The organism is Streptomyces sp. DSM 118878, assembly GCF_052936595.1.
Window position 1 is genome coordinate 5,580,258 of the sequence record NZ_CP193622.1, and the last position, 18,223, is coordinate 5,598,480.

Annotated in this window: 13 protein-coding genes; 10 read left to right on the forward strand and 3 right to left on the reverse strand. The window is 73.3% G+C overall.

The features are described from left to right. Window positions 1-135 precede the first annotated feature (135 nt). From ACRAKF_RS24970 to ACRAKF_RS24980, 3 genes are all read left to right on the forward strand, one after another. Complete coding sequence (locus ACRAKF_RS24970) at window positions 136-1,092, forward strand: diacylglycerol/lipid kinase family protein (RefSeq protein WP_447039711.1); 957 nt, start codon at window positions 136-138, stop codon at window positions 1,090-1,092. Window positions 1,093-1,135: 43 nt separating this feature from the next. Beyond that, window positions 1,136-1,504, forward strand: a complete 369-nt coding sequence (locus ACRAKF_RS24975; protein WP_447039713.1) for a nuclear transport factor 2 family protein — start codon at window positions 1,136-1,138, stop codon at window positions 1,502-1,504. Between the two features lie 74 nt (window positions 1,505-1,578). Continuing rightward, a complete protein-coding gene (locus ACRAKF_RS24980; RefSeq protein WP_447039715.1) occupies window positions 1,579-3,132 on the forward strand; it encodes an MmgE/PrpD family protein in 1,554 nt (517 codons plus the stop codon). A 54-nt stretch (window positions 3,133-3,186) separates the two neighbouring features. Here the strand turns inward: ACRAKF_RS24980 and ACRAKF_RS24985 are convergent, their stop codons facing one another. Next, window positions 3,187-3,831 carry a ScbR family autoregulator-binding transcription factor gene (locus ACRAKF_RS24985; RefSeq protein ID WP_447039716.1) on the reverse strand — a complete coding sequence of 215 codons (645 nt, stop codon included), beginning with the start codon at window positions 3,829-3,831 and terminating at the stop codon, window positions 3,187-3,189. A 302-nt stretch (window positions 3,832-4,133) separates the two neighbouring features. Between ACRAKF_RS24985 and ACRAKF_RS24990 the strand changes: the two genes are divergently transcribed. After that, entirely contained in the window at window positions 4,134-5,156 is a 1,023-nt protein-coding gene (locus ACRAKF_RS24990; RefSeq protein WP_447039717.1) for a ScbA/BarX family gamma-butyrolactone biosynthesis protein, read from the forward strand. On the opposite strand, the gene ACRAKF_RS24995 is transcribed toward ACRAKF_RS24990, so the two are convergent. Further along, window positions 5,139-5,735 carry a TetR family transcriptional regulator gene (locus ACRAKF_RS24995; protein WP_447039718.1) on the reverse strand — a complete coding sequence of 199 codons (597 nt, stop codon included), beginning with the start codon at window positions 5,733-5,735 and terminating at the stop codon, window positions 5,139-5,141. The genes ACRAKF_RS24990 and ACRAKF_RS24995 overlap by 18 nt on opposite strands. Window positions 5,736-5,855: 120 nt before the next feature. Here ACRAKF_RS24995 and ACRAKF_RS25000 point away from each other — a divergent pair, with 120 nt between their 5' ends. The 6 genes from ACRAKF_RS25000 to ACRAKF_RS25025 all read left to right on the forward strand — a co-directional run bounded on the left by ACRAKF_RS25000 (window position 5,856) and on the right by ACRAKF_RS25025 (window position 17,099). After that, the gene (locus tag ACRAKF_RS25000; RefSeq protein ID WP_447039719.1) at window positions 5,856-7,067 is read left to right on the forward strand and encodes an acyl-CoA dehydrogenase family protein; all 1,212 of its coding nucleotides are present in this window, start codon (window positions 5,856-5,858) and stop codon (window positions 7,065-7,067) included. Continuing rightward, complete coding sequence (locus ACRAKF_RS25005; RefSeq protein WP_447039720.1) at window positions 7,054-7,692, forward strand: HAD family hydrolase; 639 nt, start codon at window positions 7,054-7,056, stop codon at window positions 7,690-7,692. The genes ACRAKF_RS25000 and ACRAKF_RS25005 overlap by 14 nt, the downstream gene beginning before the upstream one ends. Before the next feature lie 117 nt (window positions 7,693-7,809). Continuing rightward, window positions 7,810-8,613: a hypothetical protein gene (locus ACRAKF_RS25010; protein WP_447039721.1), complete on the forward strand. Its 804-nt coding sequence runs from the start codon at window positions 7,810-7,812 to the stop codon at window positions 8,611-8,613. Between the two features lie 34 nt (window positions 8,614-8,647). Further along, window positions 8,648-10,717: a CHAT domain-containing protein gene (locus ACRAKF_RS25015; protein ID WP_447039723.1), complete on the forward strand. Its 2,070-nt coding sequence runs from the start codon at window positions 8,648-8,650 to the stop codon at window positions 10,715-10,717. Beyond that, window positions 10,717-15,825 carry a hypothetical protein gene (locus ACRAKF_RS25020; protein ID WP_447039724.1) on the forward strand — a complete coding sequence of 1,703 codons (5,109 nt, stop codon included), beginning with the start codon at window positions 10,717-10,719 and terminating at the stop codon, window positions 15,823-15,825. Before ACRAKF_RS25015 ends, ACRAKF_RS25020 begins: the two co-directional genes overlap by 1 nt. Continuing rightward, on the forward strand, window positions 15,822-17,099 hold the full coding sequence (locus ACRAKF_RS25025; RefSeq protein WP_447039726.1) for a hypothetical protein: 1,278 nt from the start codon (window positions 15,822-15,824) through the stop codon (window positions 17,097-17,099). Before ACRAKF_RS25020 ends, ACRAKF_RS25025 begins: the two co-directional genes overlap by 4 nt. Here ACRAKF_RS25025 and ACRAKF_RS25030 read toward each other — a convergent pair. Further along, the gene (locus ACRAKF_RS25030; RefSeq protein ID WP_447039728.1) at window positions 17,073-18,212 is read right to left on the reverse strand and encodes a threonine synthase; all 1,140 of its coding nucleotides are present in this window, start codon (window positions 18,210-18,212) and stop codon (window positions 17,073-17,075) included. The two genes, ACRAKF_RS25025 and ACRAKF_RS25030, sit on opposite strands and share 27 nt — an antisense overlap. Window positions 18,213-18,223 lie beyond the last annotated feature (11 nt).

The window sequence follows — 18,223 nt, forward strand, 5'->3', positions numbered from 1 at the left end:
GGTGGGGGACCTGGTGGGGGCCGTCAGAGGCGTGTCAGAACCGTGTCAGCGCCGGATGCGAGAGTCGTTCGCAGGTGCTGCCGGAGCCAGGTATCACCGGAGCCAGGTGCTACCAGAGCAAGGAGTACGCCCGACATGGCCGACAGCAGCGACGCCGCGGGCCCCACCAGGGCCCTGGTCATAGCCAATCCCGCTTCCGGCAGCCACAGCGCGCGCCTCGTGCGCGAGGTGCGGGAGCTGTGCTCCGCCCACCTCGCGCACACCGAGCTCCACCTCACCACCGCCCGGGGAGACGCGACCGTCCACGTGCGCCGCGCCCTGGAGCGGACCGAGGGGGCGCCCGACCTCGTCGTCGCCATCGGCGGCGACGGGACCGTGCGCGAGGTCGTCCAGGGCCTGTACGGGGCCGCCGGACGGGCCGCGCTCATGATCGTGCCCGGTGGCACAGGGAACTCCGCGTACAAGATGCTCTGGGGCGAGCGGCCCTGGAGCGAGGCGCTCAAGGCGGTGCTCGCCGACTCCGGCGTGGGCGGCAGCGCGCGGCAGCGCCGGCTGGACCTGGCGCGGCTCGCCGAGACCGGCAACTGCGTCTTCCTCGGCTCGTGCAGCGGGGTGATCGCGGACGCGCTCCTCACCGCGGCGGACAGCCCGCTCAAGGGGCGCGAGAGGTACGCGAAGGCGTTCGCCGACACCGCGGCGGACTACGCCCCCTACCCGGGCCGGGTCGTCGTCGACGGGCGGGTCGTGCACGAGGGCCCGACCGTCCTCGCCAACGTCGGGGGCGGCCCCTACCGGGGCGGCCGCTTCCTGGTCCTGCCCGACTCGCTGCTCGACGACGGCCTGCTGGACGTCTGCGTCATCGGCGGCGGCGTCGCCGCGACCGAGGTCCCGGGACTGACCCTGCGGGCCGACCACATGCGCCACCCGGCGACCGTGTACGCGCGCGGCCGCACCATCACCGTCGAACGCACCGACGGCAAGCGCCTGCCGCTGGAGCACGACGGCGAGTACCAGCACGCCATCGGCGCCTCGGCCACCTTCGAGGTCCTGCCGGGGGCCCTGGCCACCTGGGCCCCGACGGAACCCGTCTGACCATCTCTTGCTCCCGAACGACGCTCTCGACCAAGGAGAACCCATGAGCGACCTGAACAACACCGTCACCCGCTACCTCGCCATCTGGAACGAGGCGGACGCCGACAAGCGCTCCGCGGCCATCGCCGAACTGCTCACGGAGGACGCCCCGTACATCGACCCGCTCGCCGCCGTCGAGGGTCACGAGGGCCTCGGCGCGGTCATCGCCGGCGCCCGGGAACAGTACAAGGGCCTCAGCTTCGAGCTGATCGGCACCGTGGACGCCCACCACAACATCGCCCGCTTCCAGTGGGGCCTGGTGACCGAGCCCGGCAGCGAGCCGATCGCCATCGGCTTCGACGTCGCGGTCACCGCCGACGACGGCCGGATCAAGGGCGTCTACGGCTTCCTCGACAAGGTCCCCGCGGCCTGATCACCCGGAGCGGCGGTACGCCATCGGCGTACCGCCGCCCCGGTCCCACCAGCACGGAAAGGCAGGGCGTTCACATGTCGGCGGTACTGGCCGAACGGGTGGCCCGGACGCTGTGCGAACAGTGGGAGCCACCACGGGCCACGGGCCCGCGCGCCACCACGGACACACCGCTGCGCGAGCTGTCCCGGTGGGCGGCGAGGCTGCGCCCCCAGGACGTCCCCTGCCGGGTCCTGAAGCTCGCCGCGAGCCAGGTCCTCTCCCAGATCGCCTCCATCAGGGCGGGCCTCGCCCACCCCCTCGGCCGCAAGTTCGTGGCCGCCTTCGGCCACCCCATGCAGCGCGACCCGAGGACTGCCGCCGGTGTCCTCGCCGCCCTCGGCTCCTGGCTCAACCTCGACGACACCGCGTACGCCGGACACCTCTCCAACTCCACCGTCGCGGTGCCCCTCGCCTTCGCCTACGCCCGCAAGCTCGACGGGCTCTCCCTGCTGACCGCCGTCGTCGCCGCCAACGAGTGCGCCGCGCGCATCACCGCGTCGGCGACCCTCGGGCCGCTGCGCGGACAGAGCGCCGTCCACACCCACCTCGCGGGGGCCGTGGCGGGCCGGCTGCACTGCGACCGGGCGCCCGCGAGCGTGTGGGAGAACTCCTTCGGCCTGGCCTTCGCCATGCCCAACTGGCCGCTGATGCGCGCCTTCCTGGCGAGCGACGCCCGCCTCTTCAACGCCTTCACGCCCGTACGCACCGCCATGGACGCCTGTGACGCGGCGGCGGCCGGGCTGCGCGGCGCCCCCGACATCATCGAGCACCAGGACGGCTTCCTGGCCCAATTCGCCACCGTCCCGCTCCCGCAGGCCGTCGCCAAGGGGCTCGGCACCCGCTGGCACACCGACACCCTGTCCTTCAAGATGCACCCCGGCGGTCCCGGCATCGACGCGGCGGTGGACTGCGCCGCGGAGATACACCGCGCGATGGGCCCGATCCGCCCGCAGGACGTGGCGGAGATCGTCGTCGAGGCGTCGCTGTACACGCTGTTCGCCGGCGCGCGCGCGGCCCAGTACGTCAACGGTCCCGGATCGCCGCTCGGCGCCCTCGTCCTCGACGTCCCCTACCCGGTCGCCACCACCCTGATGACCGGCGAGTTCTCCGTGGACGACTTCTCCTCGCCGCGCCTTGACGACCCCGGGCGCTGGGAGCTGGCCCGCCGGGTCCGCCTGGAGCACGACACCGGCATGACCCGTGAACTCTTCCTCTCCGACGCCCCGTTCGGCGAAGCCGTGCGCGAGGCGGGAGAGGATGCCGTGCCCTGGCTGCGCGGATTCGGCGGGGACGAGCTGGTGGACCTCGTCGGCAGCCTCGGCGCGGCGGGCCAGGACTTCTCCCGCTCGACGAAGGCCACCGGCGCGCGCGTCACCGTACGGCTGACCGACGGGCGGACGGTGACCCGCGGGCGCCTCATCCCGGTGGGCGCCGCGGGTCCCGACACCCGCTCGCGCCACTCGGAGCTCGTGCGCGAGAAGTTCCTCGCCGTCGGCGGATCGCAGCAGGTCGCCGACACGGTCGGCGCGCTGCACCGCATGCGGCCGCGCGGAGTGCGCCGCTGGATCGAGGCGGCGTTCCTCGACTGACCGGTGACCGCCGGCCGGTGGCCCCGCGAGGGCGGGGCCCCTGGCCCTGCGGTCTCAGTGCTTGAGCAGGAAGACGTCGATGATCTCCTGCACCCGCTCGATGACGTCCTGCCGGTTCGCCTGCACCCAGGAGATGTGCTGCGCCCCGAAGAGCGCGGCGCGCAGCACGCGCGCGAGCACGGCCGGGTCGGCGTCCACGGACAGGGTCCCCGCCTTCCGGCAGTTCTCCAGCAGTTCGGTGAGCAGGTCCGTGAAGCCCACGTAGGGGATGGGCATCTCGCTCTTGATGTACGGGCGCTCGATCTGGAGCCGGGAGCCCGCCTTGATGTAGTCGTCGTCGCGGAAGCCGCCGGCCACCGCGAGGAGCACGTTCACCACCGTTTCGGGGGAGTGCGGCGCGTCCTCGACGACGGGCGCGATGATCTCGTTCAGACGGCGGTAGAACTCGTCCGCCACGGAGGCGGCGATCGCCTCCTTGTTGGTGAAGTGGAAGTACACCGCCCCCTTGGTCATCTCCGCCTTGTCCGCCACGTCCTTGATGGTGACGGCGGGGAAGCCGGTGTCGGCGAAGACCGAGGCCGCCGCGTCGAGGATGGTTCTGCGGGTCTGGAGCGCCCGCTCCTGCTTGAGGTGGGACGTGTCGTTCGAGGACGTGACGGTCGAAAGGGGCGGCAGCGGTGACTTGCGTTGGTTGCTCATGGCGTCCATATCGTGCGCAGTCGATCTGATCGGATCCGGGTGTGTTCGGCCCAGGGTTCAGGCGGCCGTGAGGTGGGCTTATGTCTCCCGACGCGCCAACTGAGCGCTACGCGGCGGTAGTTGATGGTGACGGCATGTGGCTACCGCTCTTGAAATATACCTTCTCGCAGGTATATTAATTCCCGCGAAGCAAGGCTTCACACGTCTGTTCTCTGGCAAGAGTTCGTCCTGATTTGGGGGAAGCGTTGTCTCAGAAGTCGGTCGTGCTCATCGATACTTCCAGAAACCCGGATGCCGCATCAATGGCTCTCACGGCACCTGGCCTCACGTTCCTCAGGCCGGTCCCGCGTGCGCTGGTGCACCGCAGCTCGATCGCGGAGGTGTTCGTCACCGACGGCTGTCGTGTGAGCGACAGTCATTTCTCGGTCGCGGCCCAGTGGCCGCGCGACCACGTGCTCTACCACCCGGACGCACAGAGCATCAGTGATCCGATGCTGTTCGCGGAGACCATCCGCCAGGCACTTCTCTACATAGGGCACGAGTACTGCGACGTGCCGCTCGGCACCCGTTTCGTCGGCCGAGACCTGTCCTTCGACATCACCGACCCGGCGGCGCTGCGGGTCAACGGCACACCCGTCCCCGTGATCCTCGACGCGGAGTGGACCTGGGAGGAGGGGCGTCCGAGGGGGGCTCGCCTCGACGTCAGGCTCATGGTGGACGGGGAGCTCTGCGGCACCGGGGCGATCCGCGTGTACGTGATGGACGACCGCAGGTACGGACTGCTGCGGCGGATGGCCTGGGGCGGCGACGTCCCGCCGGCCCCCGTGGCGGGGCAACCGGCCCCGGCACCCCTCGTGCCGCCGCGCCGGGTGGGCCGGCTGCGGTGGAAGGACTGTGTCCTGGAGCGCTGCTGGCCGGGCGGGGACTGGCGGTTGCACCTGGACCGCGACCACGCCGTGCTCTTCGACCACCCCACCGACCACGTGCCGCTCATGGTCCTCATGGAGGGCTTCCGTCAGCTCGGCCACCTCTGCGTCCACGAGAGGGTGGAGGAGCCCCTGGGCGACCAGGCGTACGCGCTGGTCGGAGCCCAGGTGGAGTGCGCGGCCTTCGCCGAGCTGAACGCCCCGATCCGGCTGCTCGTCGAGCAGAGCGTGCCGGCGGCCACCGAGGCCGACCCGTTCCGGATGCGGGTCGCGGCCCTGCAAGGGGACACGCTGCTCGCCAGGACCGACATGGCGTGGGAGCGTGTGGGCCCGCGCGACCCGGTCGCGGGTCACGGCCTGGAGGCCGAGCTGGCCTCGGCGTCAGGCCTTGCTCCGTAGGGCGTGATCCAGGACGTTCCACATGGCGGCCACCCGGCTGCCGGGCTCCGTCCGCTCCTGGACGGAGCCCACCCAGAACGCTCCGAAGAACGCGGCCACCAGCAGGTCGGCCACGGCCTTGGCGGAGGCGTCCGCCTCCCAGCGGCCTTCCTGCTGCACCTCGCCCACCAGGCACAGCACCACAGAGTGCGTCTCGTCCAGCAGGGCCGCCGTGTCCCCCGAAGCCTGAGCCGTCTCCAGCGTCAGCCTGAGCGCGGCACGGGCCCGTACGTCCCCCTGGAACAGCTCTCCCAGGGTCAGCATGAGGCTCCGCAGCCGGCTGAGTGCGGGGTCGACCGGGATCTTCGCCGCGGCGAGGGGAAGTTTGACCGCGTCGTTCAGATGAGCCGAAAGGACGGCGGCCAGCTCCTCCTTGTTGGAGAAGTGACCGTAGAGGGCGCCCTTCGTGAGGCCGATCTGGTCGGCGATCTTCTGCAGGTTGGTGCTCGCGTACCCATAGCGCGCGAACTCATGGGCGGCGGCGTCCAGGACGGCGTCGTACGTGCGCAAGGCGCGTGCTTGCTTCGGCAAGGTGCACACCTCCTTCACTGGCGGGAATCGGGGGGTGAGCCGCACCGCGGATCTCGGAGCCAGGGTCCGGCTGCAATAAAGATACGTTCAAGAACGAATTCTAATCCTCCGAAGGGGTGTATGCCACAGATGATTCAGTCACAGAGTTCAGCGACGGAGCACCGGCGGTCCGGCGGCGCCGGACCCTTCTCCCCCACGGCCCTCGCGAGCGCCACGCGGTCCGCCGCCGGCCACGCCGACGCGGCCGAGCGGACCAGACGCCTGGACGACGAGACCGCCGGATCACTGTCCCGCGCCGGCTTCGCCCGGCACTTCGTGCCCCGCGCCTGGGGCGGCACCGAAGGCACCTTCAGCGCGCTCCTCGACGCCGTGGCCACGGTCGGCGCGGGCTGCGCGTCGGCCGCCTGGTGCGGTGCCCTGTGGGCCGCGCACGGCAGGTTCGCCGCGTACCTGCCGCCCGAAGGGCAGCGTGACCTCTGGGCGGCCTCACCCGACACGCTGATCACCGCCGTGATGGGCCCTTCCGGCGAGGCCACGCCCACCCATGAGGGCTGGCTGCTCAGCGGGGCCTGGCCGTACGCGAGCGGGGTCGCCTTCGCCGACTGGCTCCTGATCACCTCCACCGAGCCCACCGAACGGGGGCCGCGCCACCGCGTGTTCGCCGTGCCCCGCGGCCGGGCCACGGTCCTCGACACCTGGGACGCCGACGGGATGCGCGGCACCGGCAGCCACACCGTCGTCGTCGACTCCGTCCTCGTGCCGCGCCACCGCTCCTTCCTCCTGTCCGACCTCACCGAGGGCGCCCCGGGCCCCGGGCGGGCCAGGTGCCACACCGTGCCCGCCCAGCTCGGCGGCGGCCTCCTCTTCTGCGCCCCCGCGCTCGGCGCCGCACGCCACGCGCTCGACGCCTGGTCCCAGTGGGCCGCGCGACGGGCGCTCGACCTGCCCGAAGCGGGCGTGCTGCGGCTGCACCGGGCCCTGGCCCTGTCGTCCGACGAGATCGAGGCCGCCCAACTGCTCCTCCGCGACGCCGCGCAGCGCGCCGACGCCGAGGCCTGGACCGAACGCGACGTCGTGCGCAACCGGCGCATCGCGGCCTCCGCGGTGGGCCTGCTCACCCGGGCCGTCGAGCGGCTGCACCGCACCGCCGGCGGACCGTCCCTCGGGGGCCCGGCCGCGGTCGAGCGCTGCCGCCGCGACGTGCGGACCATCGCCGGCCACCGGATGCTCCGCAGGGAGCAGGCCGCGGCCGACTACGCCAGGAGCGTCTTCTCCGAACTGTCCGAACGGCCCGCCCCGATGCGGGAACTCGCCCTGGAGGTGCCCCGTGCCGAGGTCTGAGCGCGCCCGTCTGGTCTTCACCGACGTCGACGAAACGCTGATCACCTGCAAGAGCCTCCTGGACTTCCTCGACTTCTACTCCGCGGGCCGGTACGGCGCCGAAGGGGCCCACAGGTCGGCCCGCGTCCGCGAGGACCTTGCGGCGAGGACGGCCGCCGGCCTGCCCCGCGCCGACGCCAACCGCGCGTACTACCGCGCCTGGCGGGGCGAACCGGTGGCCGCGGTCGAGGAGTGGGCCCGCCGCTGGTTCACCGAACGCAGCGCCGCCGAGGGCTTCTACGTCCGCGAGGTCGCGGCCGAACTGCGCGGCCACCGGGCCGCCGGAGCGAGCATCGTCCTCGTCTCCGGATCGTTCCGCCCGCTGCTCGAACCCATCGCCGAGGCGGTCGGCGCCGAGCACGTGCTGTGCGCGCGCCCGGAGCGGTGCGGCCGGGTCTACACCGGCGCGCTCGTCGGCGCCCCGGTCATCGGCGAGGAGAAGCGCCGCCTGGTCCGTGAACTCCTGGACCGGTACGCGCACATCGACCCCGCCGACTGCTACGGCTACGGCGACGACGCGTCCGACCTGCCCATGCTCGCCGAGGTGGGCCACCCGGTACTGGTCGGGAACGGAGCCCGCGGCTGAGCACCTCCCGTGAGCATATTCCGATGCCTTGCGCAAGGCTGCCCCACTTCCGGGGGACGACGGCCTGACCCGCTGCTAATCTCCGAGAAGTAGCCGCATTCTCAGGGGGGAGCGGCCATGGCCAAGGGCGCGTACGACTCTTATCGCAAGGCGATGAGCGATGTGTACGGCGGCTGGTGGCTCGCCTGGCCGCTGACCCAGAAGGTCCGGGTCAAGGACGTACGGGCGCTGCACCGCAACGGTTCGGTCAGCGCCGGAACCCTCGCGGACCGCGGCATCGACGCCAAGCCCGGGCTCATCGGCGCCCACGCCGACATCGCGTACGACTCCGCGGGCACCGTCGCGGTCCGGTTCAAGGCGGCGGGGGCCGCCGCCCAGGGGTTCACGTGGGTGCCGGCCGCGGAGGCGGGCGCCCGGGTCGAGTTCCACGCCGGACACAGCGCCCTGGTCGTCTACACCGGCCTGGAGCAGGAGGGCCTGGACGACGTGGCCGAGCTGGCGCGGGAGCTGGTGCGGCGGCTGTGGCTCGGCACATGGGACGCGGACCTGTTCGCCGTGACCGACGTGATCAGCGCCCGGTCCGGCACCGTACTCACCGCCGAACAGGACGGGGCCAGCGCGGAGTTGCGCATCCAGAGCCCCGCGGGACCGGGTCCGCTGCAACTCGTCGACCTCGCGGCGGGCGTCGCCTTCGGCGTGTCCAGCAGGGTCGGCCTGAACTGGACGGGGACGGACCTCACCCCCTGCTACCGGGGCGTGCGGATCCGCAGGACCTGGCTGAGCCGGGTCAAGGAGGAGTACGGCACACCACAGCCGGGGCGCGGCCTGGCCGCGGGCCCCGTGCCTCCCGTGCTCCTCGACGAGGCCGGGGACGAGACCTGGTCCGTGGTGGAGCGAGTGGGCCCGCACGAGGGGCCCTAGGCAGTACAGCAGGTGCGAACCACCGGGGGGAACCATGCCAGACGTCGTTCTGGGCATCCACGAGGACCACGTTCGACTGCACAGGGACAGCGGCGAGGAGATGAGGTGGCCGCTGGGCGACGAGCTGGTCGACCTCATGCGGGACCCCACCGGCGGCAAGGCCCGGGAGTGCATGGACGCGCTCGAATTCGGCGCGTCCCGGCAGCTCCGCAGCGACATCGGCCTGCGCCTGTACCAGGGGCTGTTCGGCCACGCGCCCCACGACCTGTGGCGGCAACTGGAGCACGAGGCGCGCCGGCAGCCACCGCTGCGGGTACGGCTCGACATCGAACCCCCGGAGCTCTCCGCACTTCCGTGGGAGCTGATGCGGGACGAGCAAGGCGCGCTCTGGCTGAGCGGGCGCATCCTGCTGCGCCGGGGGCGGCACGCCGCGACGCCCGAGAAGGCCGCCGACGGCGACGGCCTGGGCCCCCTGCGCGCGTTGATCGTGGTGTGCAACCCGCGCGACCCGCACCTTCTCGCCGACCAGGAGCTGGCCAGGATCGGCGCGGCGCTCACCTGTCTGCCCGGCCGCATCCACACCGAGGTGCTCGACGGCCCGAGCCTGCTGAAACTCACCGCCGAGCTGGCCCACGTACGTCCGCACATCCTGCACTTCATCGGGCACGGCATGCGCGCCGTGGACGACGACCCCGGCGGCCTGCACTTCAACGCCCGCCAGCCCGGGGGCGGGCGCGAGGACCGGCAGGAAAGGCCCGAGGCGGCGCCGTGGACCCTCGGACCCGACGAGATGCACCGCCTCTACGACCGGTGGACGCCGCGGCTCGTCGTGCTCAACGCCTGCCGGCAGGCGCTCGCGCCCGCCGCCCGGTGGGCGTCCCTGGTCGACGTCTGCCTGGAGAACGGCTCCGCCGCGGTGGTCGCCATGCAGGCCGACATCGAGTCGCCCGCCGCCGCCGAGTTCTCCCACGTGCTCTACGAGGACCTGGCCCGGGCCGAGTCGATCGACGCCGCCCTCACCGAGGTCCGCAGGCACTTGCAGATGCAGGAGCCCGACGGCCCCGCCTGGGCGCTGCCCGTGCTCCAGTGCGGCGTGAGCGACCCGTGCGAGGTCATCCGGATGAAGTTCGGCCATGAGGAACCCGAGCTGACCCGGCTGAACGTCAGCGGGATCTTCGAGGACCTGGCGATGTTCCTGGGACGCGCCGAGGAGCGCCGCACCGGCTGGTGGGACCAGCACGAGGCCACGCAGCGGCTGCTCGCCATCACCTCCGCGCAGCCCGAGTCCGGCAAGACCTGGCTGGCCAAGTGGTGCCTGCTCACCTGCATGCTCCGGGGCGAGGACGTCACGTACGCCAACCTCGCCGAGTACGCGGGCGAGGGCAAGCGCGATGCTCCGGTGGCCCTCGACTGGCTCGCCGTGCTGCGCGCCCTGCGGACGGCCTGCACGGATCCGCGGCAGCCCGACCCCATGCTGGAGACGGAGTTCGCCACGTTCAACCGGGTCGTCAACCGCGGCCGGCTGGGCGGGAAGGTGTGGGCGCGGCGGCTGCCGACGTCCGACACCGACGACGGTGGCCCCTTCCTCGTGGACAGCGACCGCCATGCCGAGGAGCGCAAGGGGGAGATCTTCCGGACCTTCCTGAGCACGCTGCGGGCCCGCACCCAGGTGCGCAGGCGCCCCCACCTGCTCGCGATCGACAACGCGCACAGGATCATCGACGCCGACTTCCACAACGTGCTGCTGCCGCAACTGCTCGCCCCGGTGCAGAAGCTCGACGACGAACCCCCGCTCCGCGTCCTGGTCGTGGCGCCGCAGAGCTGGCCGGGGTTCCGGCACCTCCAGGAAGTCATGCTGCCGGGCGAACCGGTGGTCCTCGCCGACTTCCAGATGTACGACTACAAGAGGCTCGCCAGGGAGTTCTGGGAGCGCAAGGCGCACAGCAGCACGGTGCCCGAGCTGTGGACGTTCGCCCGCTTCGAGCACGTGCTCGACTCCTACACTCACGCCTCCCAGGGCAGCCACCACACGGTGCCCGTCACCGTGTACCAGCAGATGCTGGACGTGCTCCTCAGCATGGCCGGCGTGAGGAAGGCCGGCTGATGTCCGACTCCGAGGCGCGTGACGAGGCGCCCTTCGCCGAACTCGCCGAGCGGCTCGGCAGGGGCGAGGGCCTGGACGACATCCGCAGAGCCCTGCTCCCCGAGGACTGGACGGACGCCCTGAAGGCCGCGGCCGTCGCGCAGTTCTTCGATGCCATCACCTACGACTCGGTCCTCAAGGAGTTCGCCGGGGACGACCCGCCGAGCCTCACCGCCCTCCTTGAGCGCGGGGCGGTCGAGAGGGTCGAGGGCCGGAAGCTCTGCCGGGTCCCGGACGCGTTCCGGCCCTCGTACTTCCTCTCCTGGCTGAGCGACGGCGGCAGCCCCGAGATCCCCGAGGCGCTCGCCCGCCTCGAACACCGGCTGAGCGAGCACTGGCGCGCCCGCGGCAAGCCCGCCGAGCGGCTGCGGCACCTGATGCTGGCCGACCCCGACGCGACCGTCGACCTGTTCGACGCCCTGTTCTACGCCAGCGACGCCCGGCGCGACTTCACCCGCTGCCAGGACCTCACCGACGCCCTCGCCGACCCCGACCGGGCGGCGGTCGCCAAGCGCGCGCTCCTCAAACTGGCCGAGGACCGCTGCGGATACCTGCGGGCCCGCACCTACTGGACCGCCGACTACGCGCGCTCCGCCCAGTTCCTGGAACCCGACGGCCTGTGGGACCGCGCCCGGCGGCTGCTGCGGGGCGAGGGCCCGCGCGTCTGGCAGATGTACGGCACCGGCGGCTCCGGCAAGACCATGCAGCTCCGCTGGCTGGTGTCCCGCAAGGCGGTCACCCCCGAGCACGACATCAACTGCGCCCGCGTCGACTTCGACGTCGTCGACCCGCTGAACGCCGCACGCTGGCCCTGGCTGCTGCTCCTCGAAATAGCCGAGCAGCTCGAACAGCGGCTCCCCTCACGGGTGTTCACCGGCCTCGACGAGTACGCCGCCTACCGCTCACTGCTGCGCCGCCCCACCTCGCGCTCCGCCGTCGAGGCCGCCCGCGGCATCCGCACCCAGAAGGAGCAGCGCATCGAGCGCGAGGTGTTCGCCGCGTTCACCAGCCGCTTCAACAAGAGCCTCGGCACCGGACGCCCCGTGCTCATCGTCGTCGACACCCTGGAAGAGGTCGTCCTGCGCAGCGCCTCGCGCACCGACAGCCTGCTGCGCCTCCTCGGCGAGACCGTGCGCGCCTGCCCCGCGATCCGCCTGATCCTCGCCGGGCGCCCCGACCTGAACGTCCGCCACAAGCAGGCCCTGACCACGCTCGGCCCGTACGAGGACGTACGGGTGCCCGGCTTCACCGCCGACGAGGCCGACCGCTACCTGCACCGCATCCGCGGCATCCGGGACGAGGACCTGCGGGACGTCATCGTCCGCCGCAGCGAGGGCATGCCGTTCCACCTGGCGCTCTTCGCCGACGACATCGACCAGAACCCCGAGGCCACCGCGGCCGAGATGGACAGCCTGAGCGGCCCGCCCGTCCGCTACCTCATCAACCGCGTCGTCCGCCGCATCGAGGACCCCCTCGTGCGGTGGCTCCTGCGGTACGGCGTCATCCCGCGCAGGCTGCGCCGCGAGCACCTGCACGACATCCTCCAGCCCCACCTGCGCGAGCGGATGCTCGCCAAGTCGGAGGAGGACGACCCGCTCACGGACGCCCACCACCTGCACGGCGGGGACGGCGACGACGTGTTCCCCCTCGTCGCCCAGCCCCTGGACAAGGCGCGCCTGGACGAGGCCTGGCAGAAGGTGCTCGACTACGCCAAGGGCTCCTCGTGGGTCAGCGAGGTCGCGGAGGACGAGGAGTCGCTGGTCTTCCACGGCATGGTCCTCGGCCCCATGCGCGACCTCATCTCCGACAAGCCCGTCTTCACCAAGCTGCACGAGGACTTCGCCGAGCGGTTCCTGTGCCGGTCGCAGGAGGACCCGGCGAACTGGTCCTGGTACGTGCGCGAAGCCCTCTACCACCGCTTCCAGATGCGGGACCCCGCAGCGCCCCGGGCATGGCACGAGGCGATGGAACGCGCCTGGACGAACGGCGAGACCGACCGCCTGCGGGAGCTCGCCGAGGAACTCCTCGGCGACGAGTACGTGGACCGGGGCGCGCCCCGCCAGGGGTGCGACGGACCCATCATCTCCTTCCCGCTGATGGCGGAGGCGCATCTGAACATCGCCTACGCCAAGTTCCGGGACGGCATGGCGGACGGCACCCCGTCCCCCGTGCACGACCACATGTGGTCCGAGGTCGAGCTGCACCTGGCCGCGGCCGACGCGCTCCACAAGCGGGGCGGCGCGGGCCCCGACCGGCGGCACTCGGTACGGGAGGACGTCCTGCGGGCCACGCTCCTCGGGCTGCGCGGCAACCCCGACGAGGCGGTGCGGCTGCTCGACCGGACGGTCCTTCACCGCGTCGGCGTCCCCGACCTGGAACGCCTGTGGGCGCTCAGCGTCCGCGCCGCGTCACTGCGCCTGCTCAACTCGCCGGACGCGGCCACCGCCTACCACCACGTGCTCGACTTCGCGAGCACCACGGGCCGCGCGGAGATCGCCGCCAACGCCGCGTCGGCCGAGGCCGGGCAGCGCCGCCTGATGGGCGACGTCGGACGGTCCATCGAGCTGCACGCCCAGAGCGCACGGCTGCGCGCCGCGGCCGGCGTGCCCCAGTTCCGCGCCGTCGCCCAGCAGGCCGGGCTCATGCTGCGCTGCCGCAGGCCCCGGGCCGCCCTCGACGTGCTCGACACGGCGCCGGTCCACACCCCGGCCGAGCGCGCCGACAAGGCGAGGCTCCAGGCCAAGGCGCACCTCCTGCTCGGCAGCGAGGAGCCGGCGTTCGCGGCGCTGCGGCGGGCCGACGGCGCCGCGGAGCACGTCCACGACGCCGAGCGCTACCGGCAGCTCGCCCAGAACGCCCAGCTCCGCGGGGTCGCCCTCGGCGAGCTCCAGGAGCTCGCGGGCGCCGACGACTGCTTCACCAGCGCGACCGGCCTCTGGTCCGAACTCGGCTACCTCGCGGGCGAACCCGAGTGCCACTACCTCTACGCCCGCTTCCTGCTCCGCGACAGCATGGACCTCACCGGCGCCCACCCCCTCCTGGAACCCAAGGAGGCACCGGGGCAGGACCCGGAGTTCGCCCTGCGCCTGATGCTCCTGGCCCTGGAGGGGGCCAAACGCTCGGGGAAGTCCACGGCGGCCGAGGCCATGCCGCTGCCCTACGACGAACTGCCCGCCCTGGTCCGCCCCCTGCACGCGCTGTGCGGCGTCGCCACGCACCCCGAAGGCCGGCCGGCCGACGAGCCGCTGAAACGCCTCGCGGCGGCCCTGAAGGAGGTGCGGCCCGCCGAGGCCAGGCTCGCCACCCTCCGCGACCTGGTCGACAACCCCGCGCTGACGGGCAAGGTGCCCTGGCCGCTGCTGCGCCCCTTCTACGCGATGGAGGCCCGCCCCGGCGACCCCGACGACGCCCTCGGGCAACTCCTCATCGCGCAGGTGCGCGGCGACGCCGACCCGGTCGAACTGGGCCGCACCGTCGACACCCTGGTCGGACGCCGTGACGCGGGGCGGCTCGTCGTCTGGCGGTGCGCGCGGATCGCCGCCCGTCTGAACCAGCCGGACCTGGCCCTGCGGCTCCTCGACGGAGTGCCGTGGGAGCAGCCGCCCCCGGTCCCGAGCGGCACCCCGCGCACCCCCCACGCGCCGCTCGCGCTCGCCGCGCTGGTGCTGCGCGCCGGCATCGACCCCGACCGCGCGGCGGCCGAGTCGGCGCTCGGCCGGGCCATGGAACTCGCCGAGCACGGCGAAGGCATCGCGCGCAGCGTCCCCGTACAGCTCACGGACTGCGCCCGGCGTGTCCGGGTGCCGGGCGTACGGGACCGGGTGCGCGAACTCCTGGAGGACATGCGGCGGCCCGCCATCCTCGACGCGGACGTCCCGCCGGGCGACCTGCGGCTTTTCCACGACCGGCCGGGTGAGCGGAGCCTGACGCTGCGGGCCAGGCCGGACATCGACCCGGTGGACGACCAGGCCTCGCCCCACCCGGCGAAGCTGGCCACCTGGCACGCCGACATGTGGCAGCTTCGCACCGCGCTGAGCAGGCCGGCGCCGCGGCGCCCCCGGTTCATCCGCCTGGAGTCGGAGGACCCCGTCGCCCACGCGCTGCCCTGGGAGATGACCCTGCGGACCGCCCTGGACGAGACGGGTGAGCGGGAGCAGCCGGTGCTCTACCGCACGCTGCCCACCGCGGCCCGGCGCGTGGACGTGTGCTGGCTCCAAGTGGCCCTCAAGCGGCGGTTCGGGACGGTCCTCGACGTCGACGGCATCGTGGGCCCGCGGACCCGCGAGGCGCTGAACATGCTCCAGCCCGGCGCGCTGACCGCACCGTGGCCGCTGGTGGAGGACGGCACCTGGTGGGAGCTCCAGCGGCAGGCCCCCAGTCTGCCGGGGACCCGCAAGGTCCTGGTGCTCAGCGCGAAGCAGGACGAGAGCGCGGTGCCCCTCTCCTACTGGCTGCGGGGCCGGCGTCCCCTGCTCGGCCGGTTCCCCGTCAAGCTCCTCGTGGTGGAGCCGGAGACCGACCTGGCCAAGCGCCTCGCGTCGCCCCCGGAGGAGGTCGACATCCTGCATGTGGCCGCGCCCCTGCGCCAGCGTGACGGCATGCCCTACCTGGAGCTGTCGCCCGCCGGGCACGCGCGGCGGCTCGCCAGCAAGGCGCGCGGCTCGGATCTGTTCCCCGTACAGCTCTCGCGCTGGCTCGCCGGGTTCGAGCCGGGGCGCAGGCCGCTGATCGTGCTCGATCCGCCGTGCCCGGGCTCGGAGGTGGACATCCACGTCCAACTGACGCTGCGGAACCTTTTCGCGGCCCACCTGTTCCGCCTCGGCGACTGCCCCGCGGTGGTGTGCACCGGCCTGTTCCCCGAGGGCGGCCTCGAACACGTCATCGCCTTCTACCAGTCCCTGTCGGACCAGGACCCGGTCGCGTACGCCGTACGGAAGCTGCGCGCGACCTCCGCCGCGGGGGCCGAGGACCGCGGTGTCACCTTCGAGGACGACGACGACGCCCGCCGTGCGACGGCCCTGTACGCGGCCGGGTCCTCGCTCCTGCAACGGCCGATCGGGGAGATGTGACCGTCCGCCTCCAGGAGGCCGTGCTCGGGCGCCTCCTGGAGGGGCTGCGCACGGAACTGGCCTCCTGGCGGGCGCTCGCCACCCGCGGCGATCCGCCCGCCCTGGAGAAGCACCGCAGCCAGCTCCTCGCGGTGGAGGCGATGCTCGGCGAGGGCCTGACGGACGCGCGCGCCCGGCTGGTGGCGGGCGAGCGGGCGGGGCTGCCGGTCCTGGTCCTCGACCTGCACCACGTCTGGGACTACTTCCGCTCGAAGTTCGCGCTGCGCAGGATGCCGGAGTACCGCGACTGCCTGGCCGCCGCGGACGAACTCGCCTGGTCCTGCTACGAGGCCCCGCTGACCGCCGCGCTGGCCGTGGACGGCACGCTGGCCAAGGAGCCGCCGCTGGTGTCGTTCAGCCGGGCCGCGGGGCCGCGGGCCCACCGGCGCGGCGACCAGTACCGCGAGCTGCTGCCGCGGGGCGGCATCCACACCCGCGAGGGCGCCCGCCTGGCCCGCGGCCTGCCGTTCCCGGTGATCGACATTCCCTGGTACTACGGCTCGCACCTGCCCGCCGTACTGACCGTCGCCCACGAGGCCGGCCACCACATCGAGGACGACTTCGGCCTGACCCCGGCGATCGAGCACCGCCTCACGGCCTGTGCCCTGCCCCCGGAGGAGCTGGTGCGGTGGCGCGGCTGGGCGGGGGAGATCTTCGCCGACGTGTGCGCGACGCTGGTGTGCGGGGCGGCCTACCCCGGGGTGCTCGCGGAGGTCCTCGCGACGCTGGGCGCGGAGGGGGCGGACCCCGCCGTGCCGGGGGAGCATCCGCCGGCGGATGTCCGGGTGGGCGTCTGCGCGGCCGTCCTCGCGCGGGTGGCGCCCGAGCGGGCAGCACCCACCGGGGTGGAGGCGGGACCCGCCGAGGTGGCGCGGGCCCTCATGGACGGCGGGTACGAGCGGCTGGGCGGCAGGAGCCTGCCAGCGCTGCTCTGCCCGCGGCCACGGCCCGACGCGGCCCCGGAGTACGCGGGAGCTGTCGAGGCCGGGCGCCTGCTCTCCGGCATGCCCTCGCGGCATGCGCGCGTCCCCGGCGTCCTGGCCGCCGCGGCCCTGGCCTTCCTGACCGACCCGGAGGCCTACGACGCCCGCGCCGTCGGCCCCCTCGCCATGGCGGAGGCCCTGGCCCTGCGCCCCAGGGGGCCCCGCCGCACTCCGCCCCCGACGGACCCCGCGGCGGCCGCCGCGGGACACCACCTTCTGGCCGCTCTACGGGAGGTGGGCGGGGAGGTGTGAGCCGCCCGCGAGCCCCGTCTTCGCCCCCGCGCCGCACAGGGGCACCACCGCGGTCCGTTCGCCGAGCGCTCCCTCGCGCACGGCGGCCCAGCAGACCACGCCGGTCGACTCCACGTAGAGCCCCCGCGCCGCCAGGTCGAGCTGTGCCGCCGCGATCTGTTCCTCCGTCACGGTGAGGAAGGCGCCTCCCGACTCGCGCACGGCGCGCAGGATCTGCCGCGCGCGGGGTGGCCGCGGGATCGCGATGCCCTCCGCGGAGGTGGCCGCAGCCGGGGTCTCGCCGACCAGGTCGTCGGCGCCGGCCCGCCAGGCCTCGGCGAGCGGCGCGACCGCCGCGGACTGCACCGCGTACAGCGCGGGCGCCTTCGCGATCAGAGCGGCCGCGTGCAGCTCACGCACGGCGAGCGCGGCGCCGAGCAGCAGCGTGCCGTTGCCGACGGGCACGACGAGGACGTCGGGCAGCCGCCCGCCCAGGTCCTCCCAGAGCTCGTGGACGTAGGTCTTGGTGCCCTGGAGGAAGTAGGGGTTGTGGACGTGCGAGGCGTAGAACGTGCCGGGCTCGTCGGCGGCGGCGCGGGCCGCCTTCGCCGTCGACTCCCGGTCCCCGTCGACGACTTCGAGCCGCGCCCCGTGCGCGGTGATCTGCTCCAGCTTCTTCGGCGAGGTACCGGCGGGCACGTACACCGTGCAGGGCAGCCCGGCCCGCGCGCTGTACGCGGCGACCGACGTGCCCGCGTTGCCACTGCTGTCGGCGATGACCCGCTCGGGGCCGAGCCGCTGCGCGAGGGCGGCGAGCATGACCGCGCCCCGGTCCTTGAAGGAGAGCGTCGGCATCAGGAAGTCCAGCTTGGCCGAGACGGAACCCGCCAGCTCCACGAGGGGCGTGCGCCCCTCGCCGAGGGAGATCGCGGGGGCGGACAGCGGGAGGCACTCCGCGTACCGCCACAGCGAGTTGACGCGTCCGGTGAGCGAGGCCTGGCGCGCGGGCGTGGGGGAGAAGTCGAGGTCGAGCGGGCCCCGGCAGACCGGGCAGGACCAGGCGAGCGAGCCCGCGGGGACGCGGGTTCCGTCGATGGGGCAGAAGGAGTCGGGCAGGGCGGTCGTGGCAGTCATGCGCGCAGGCT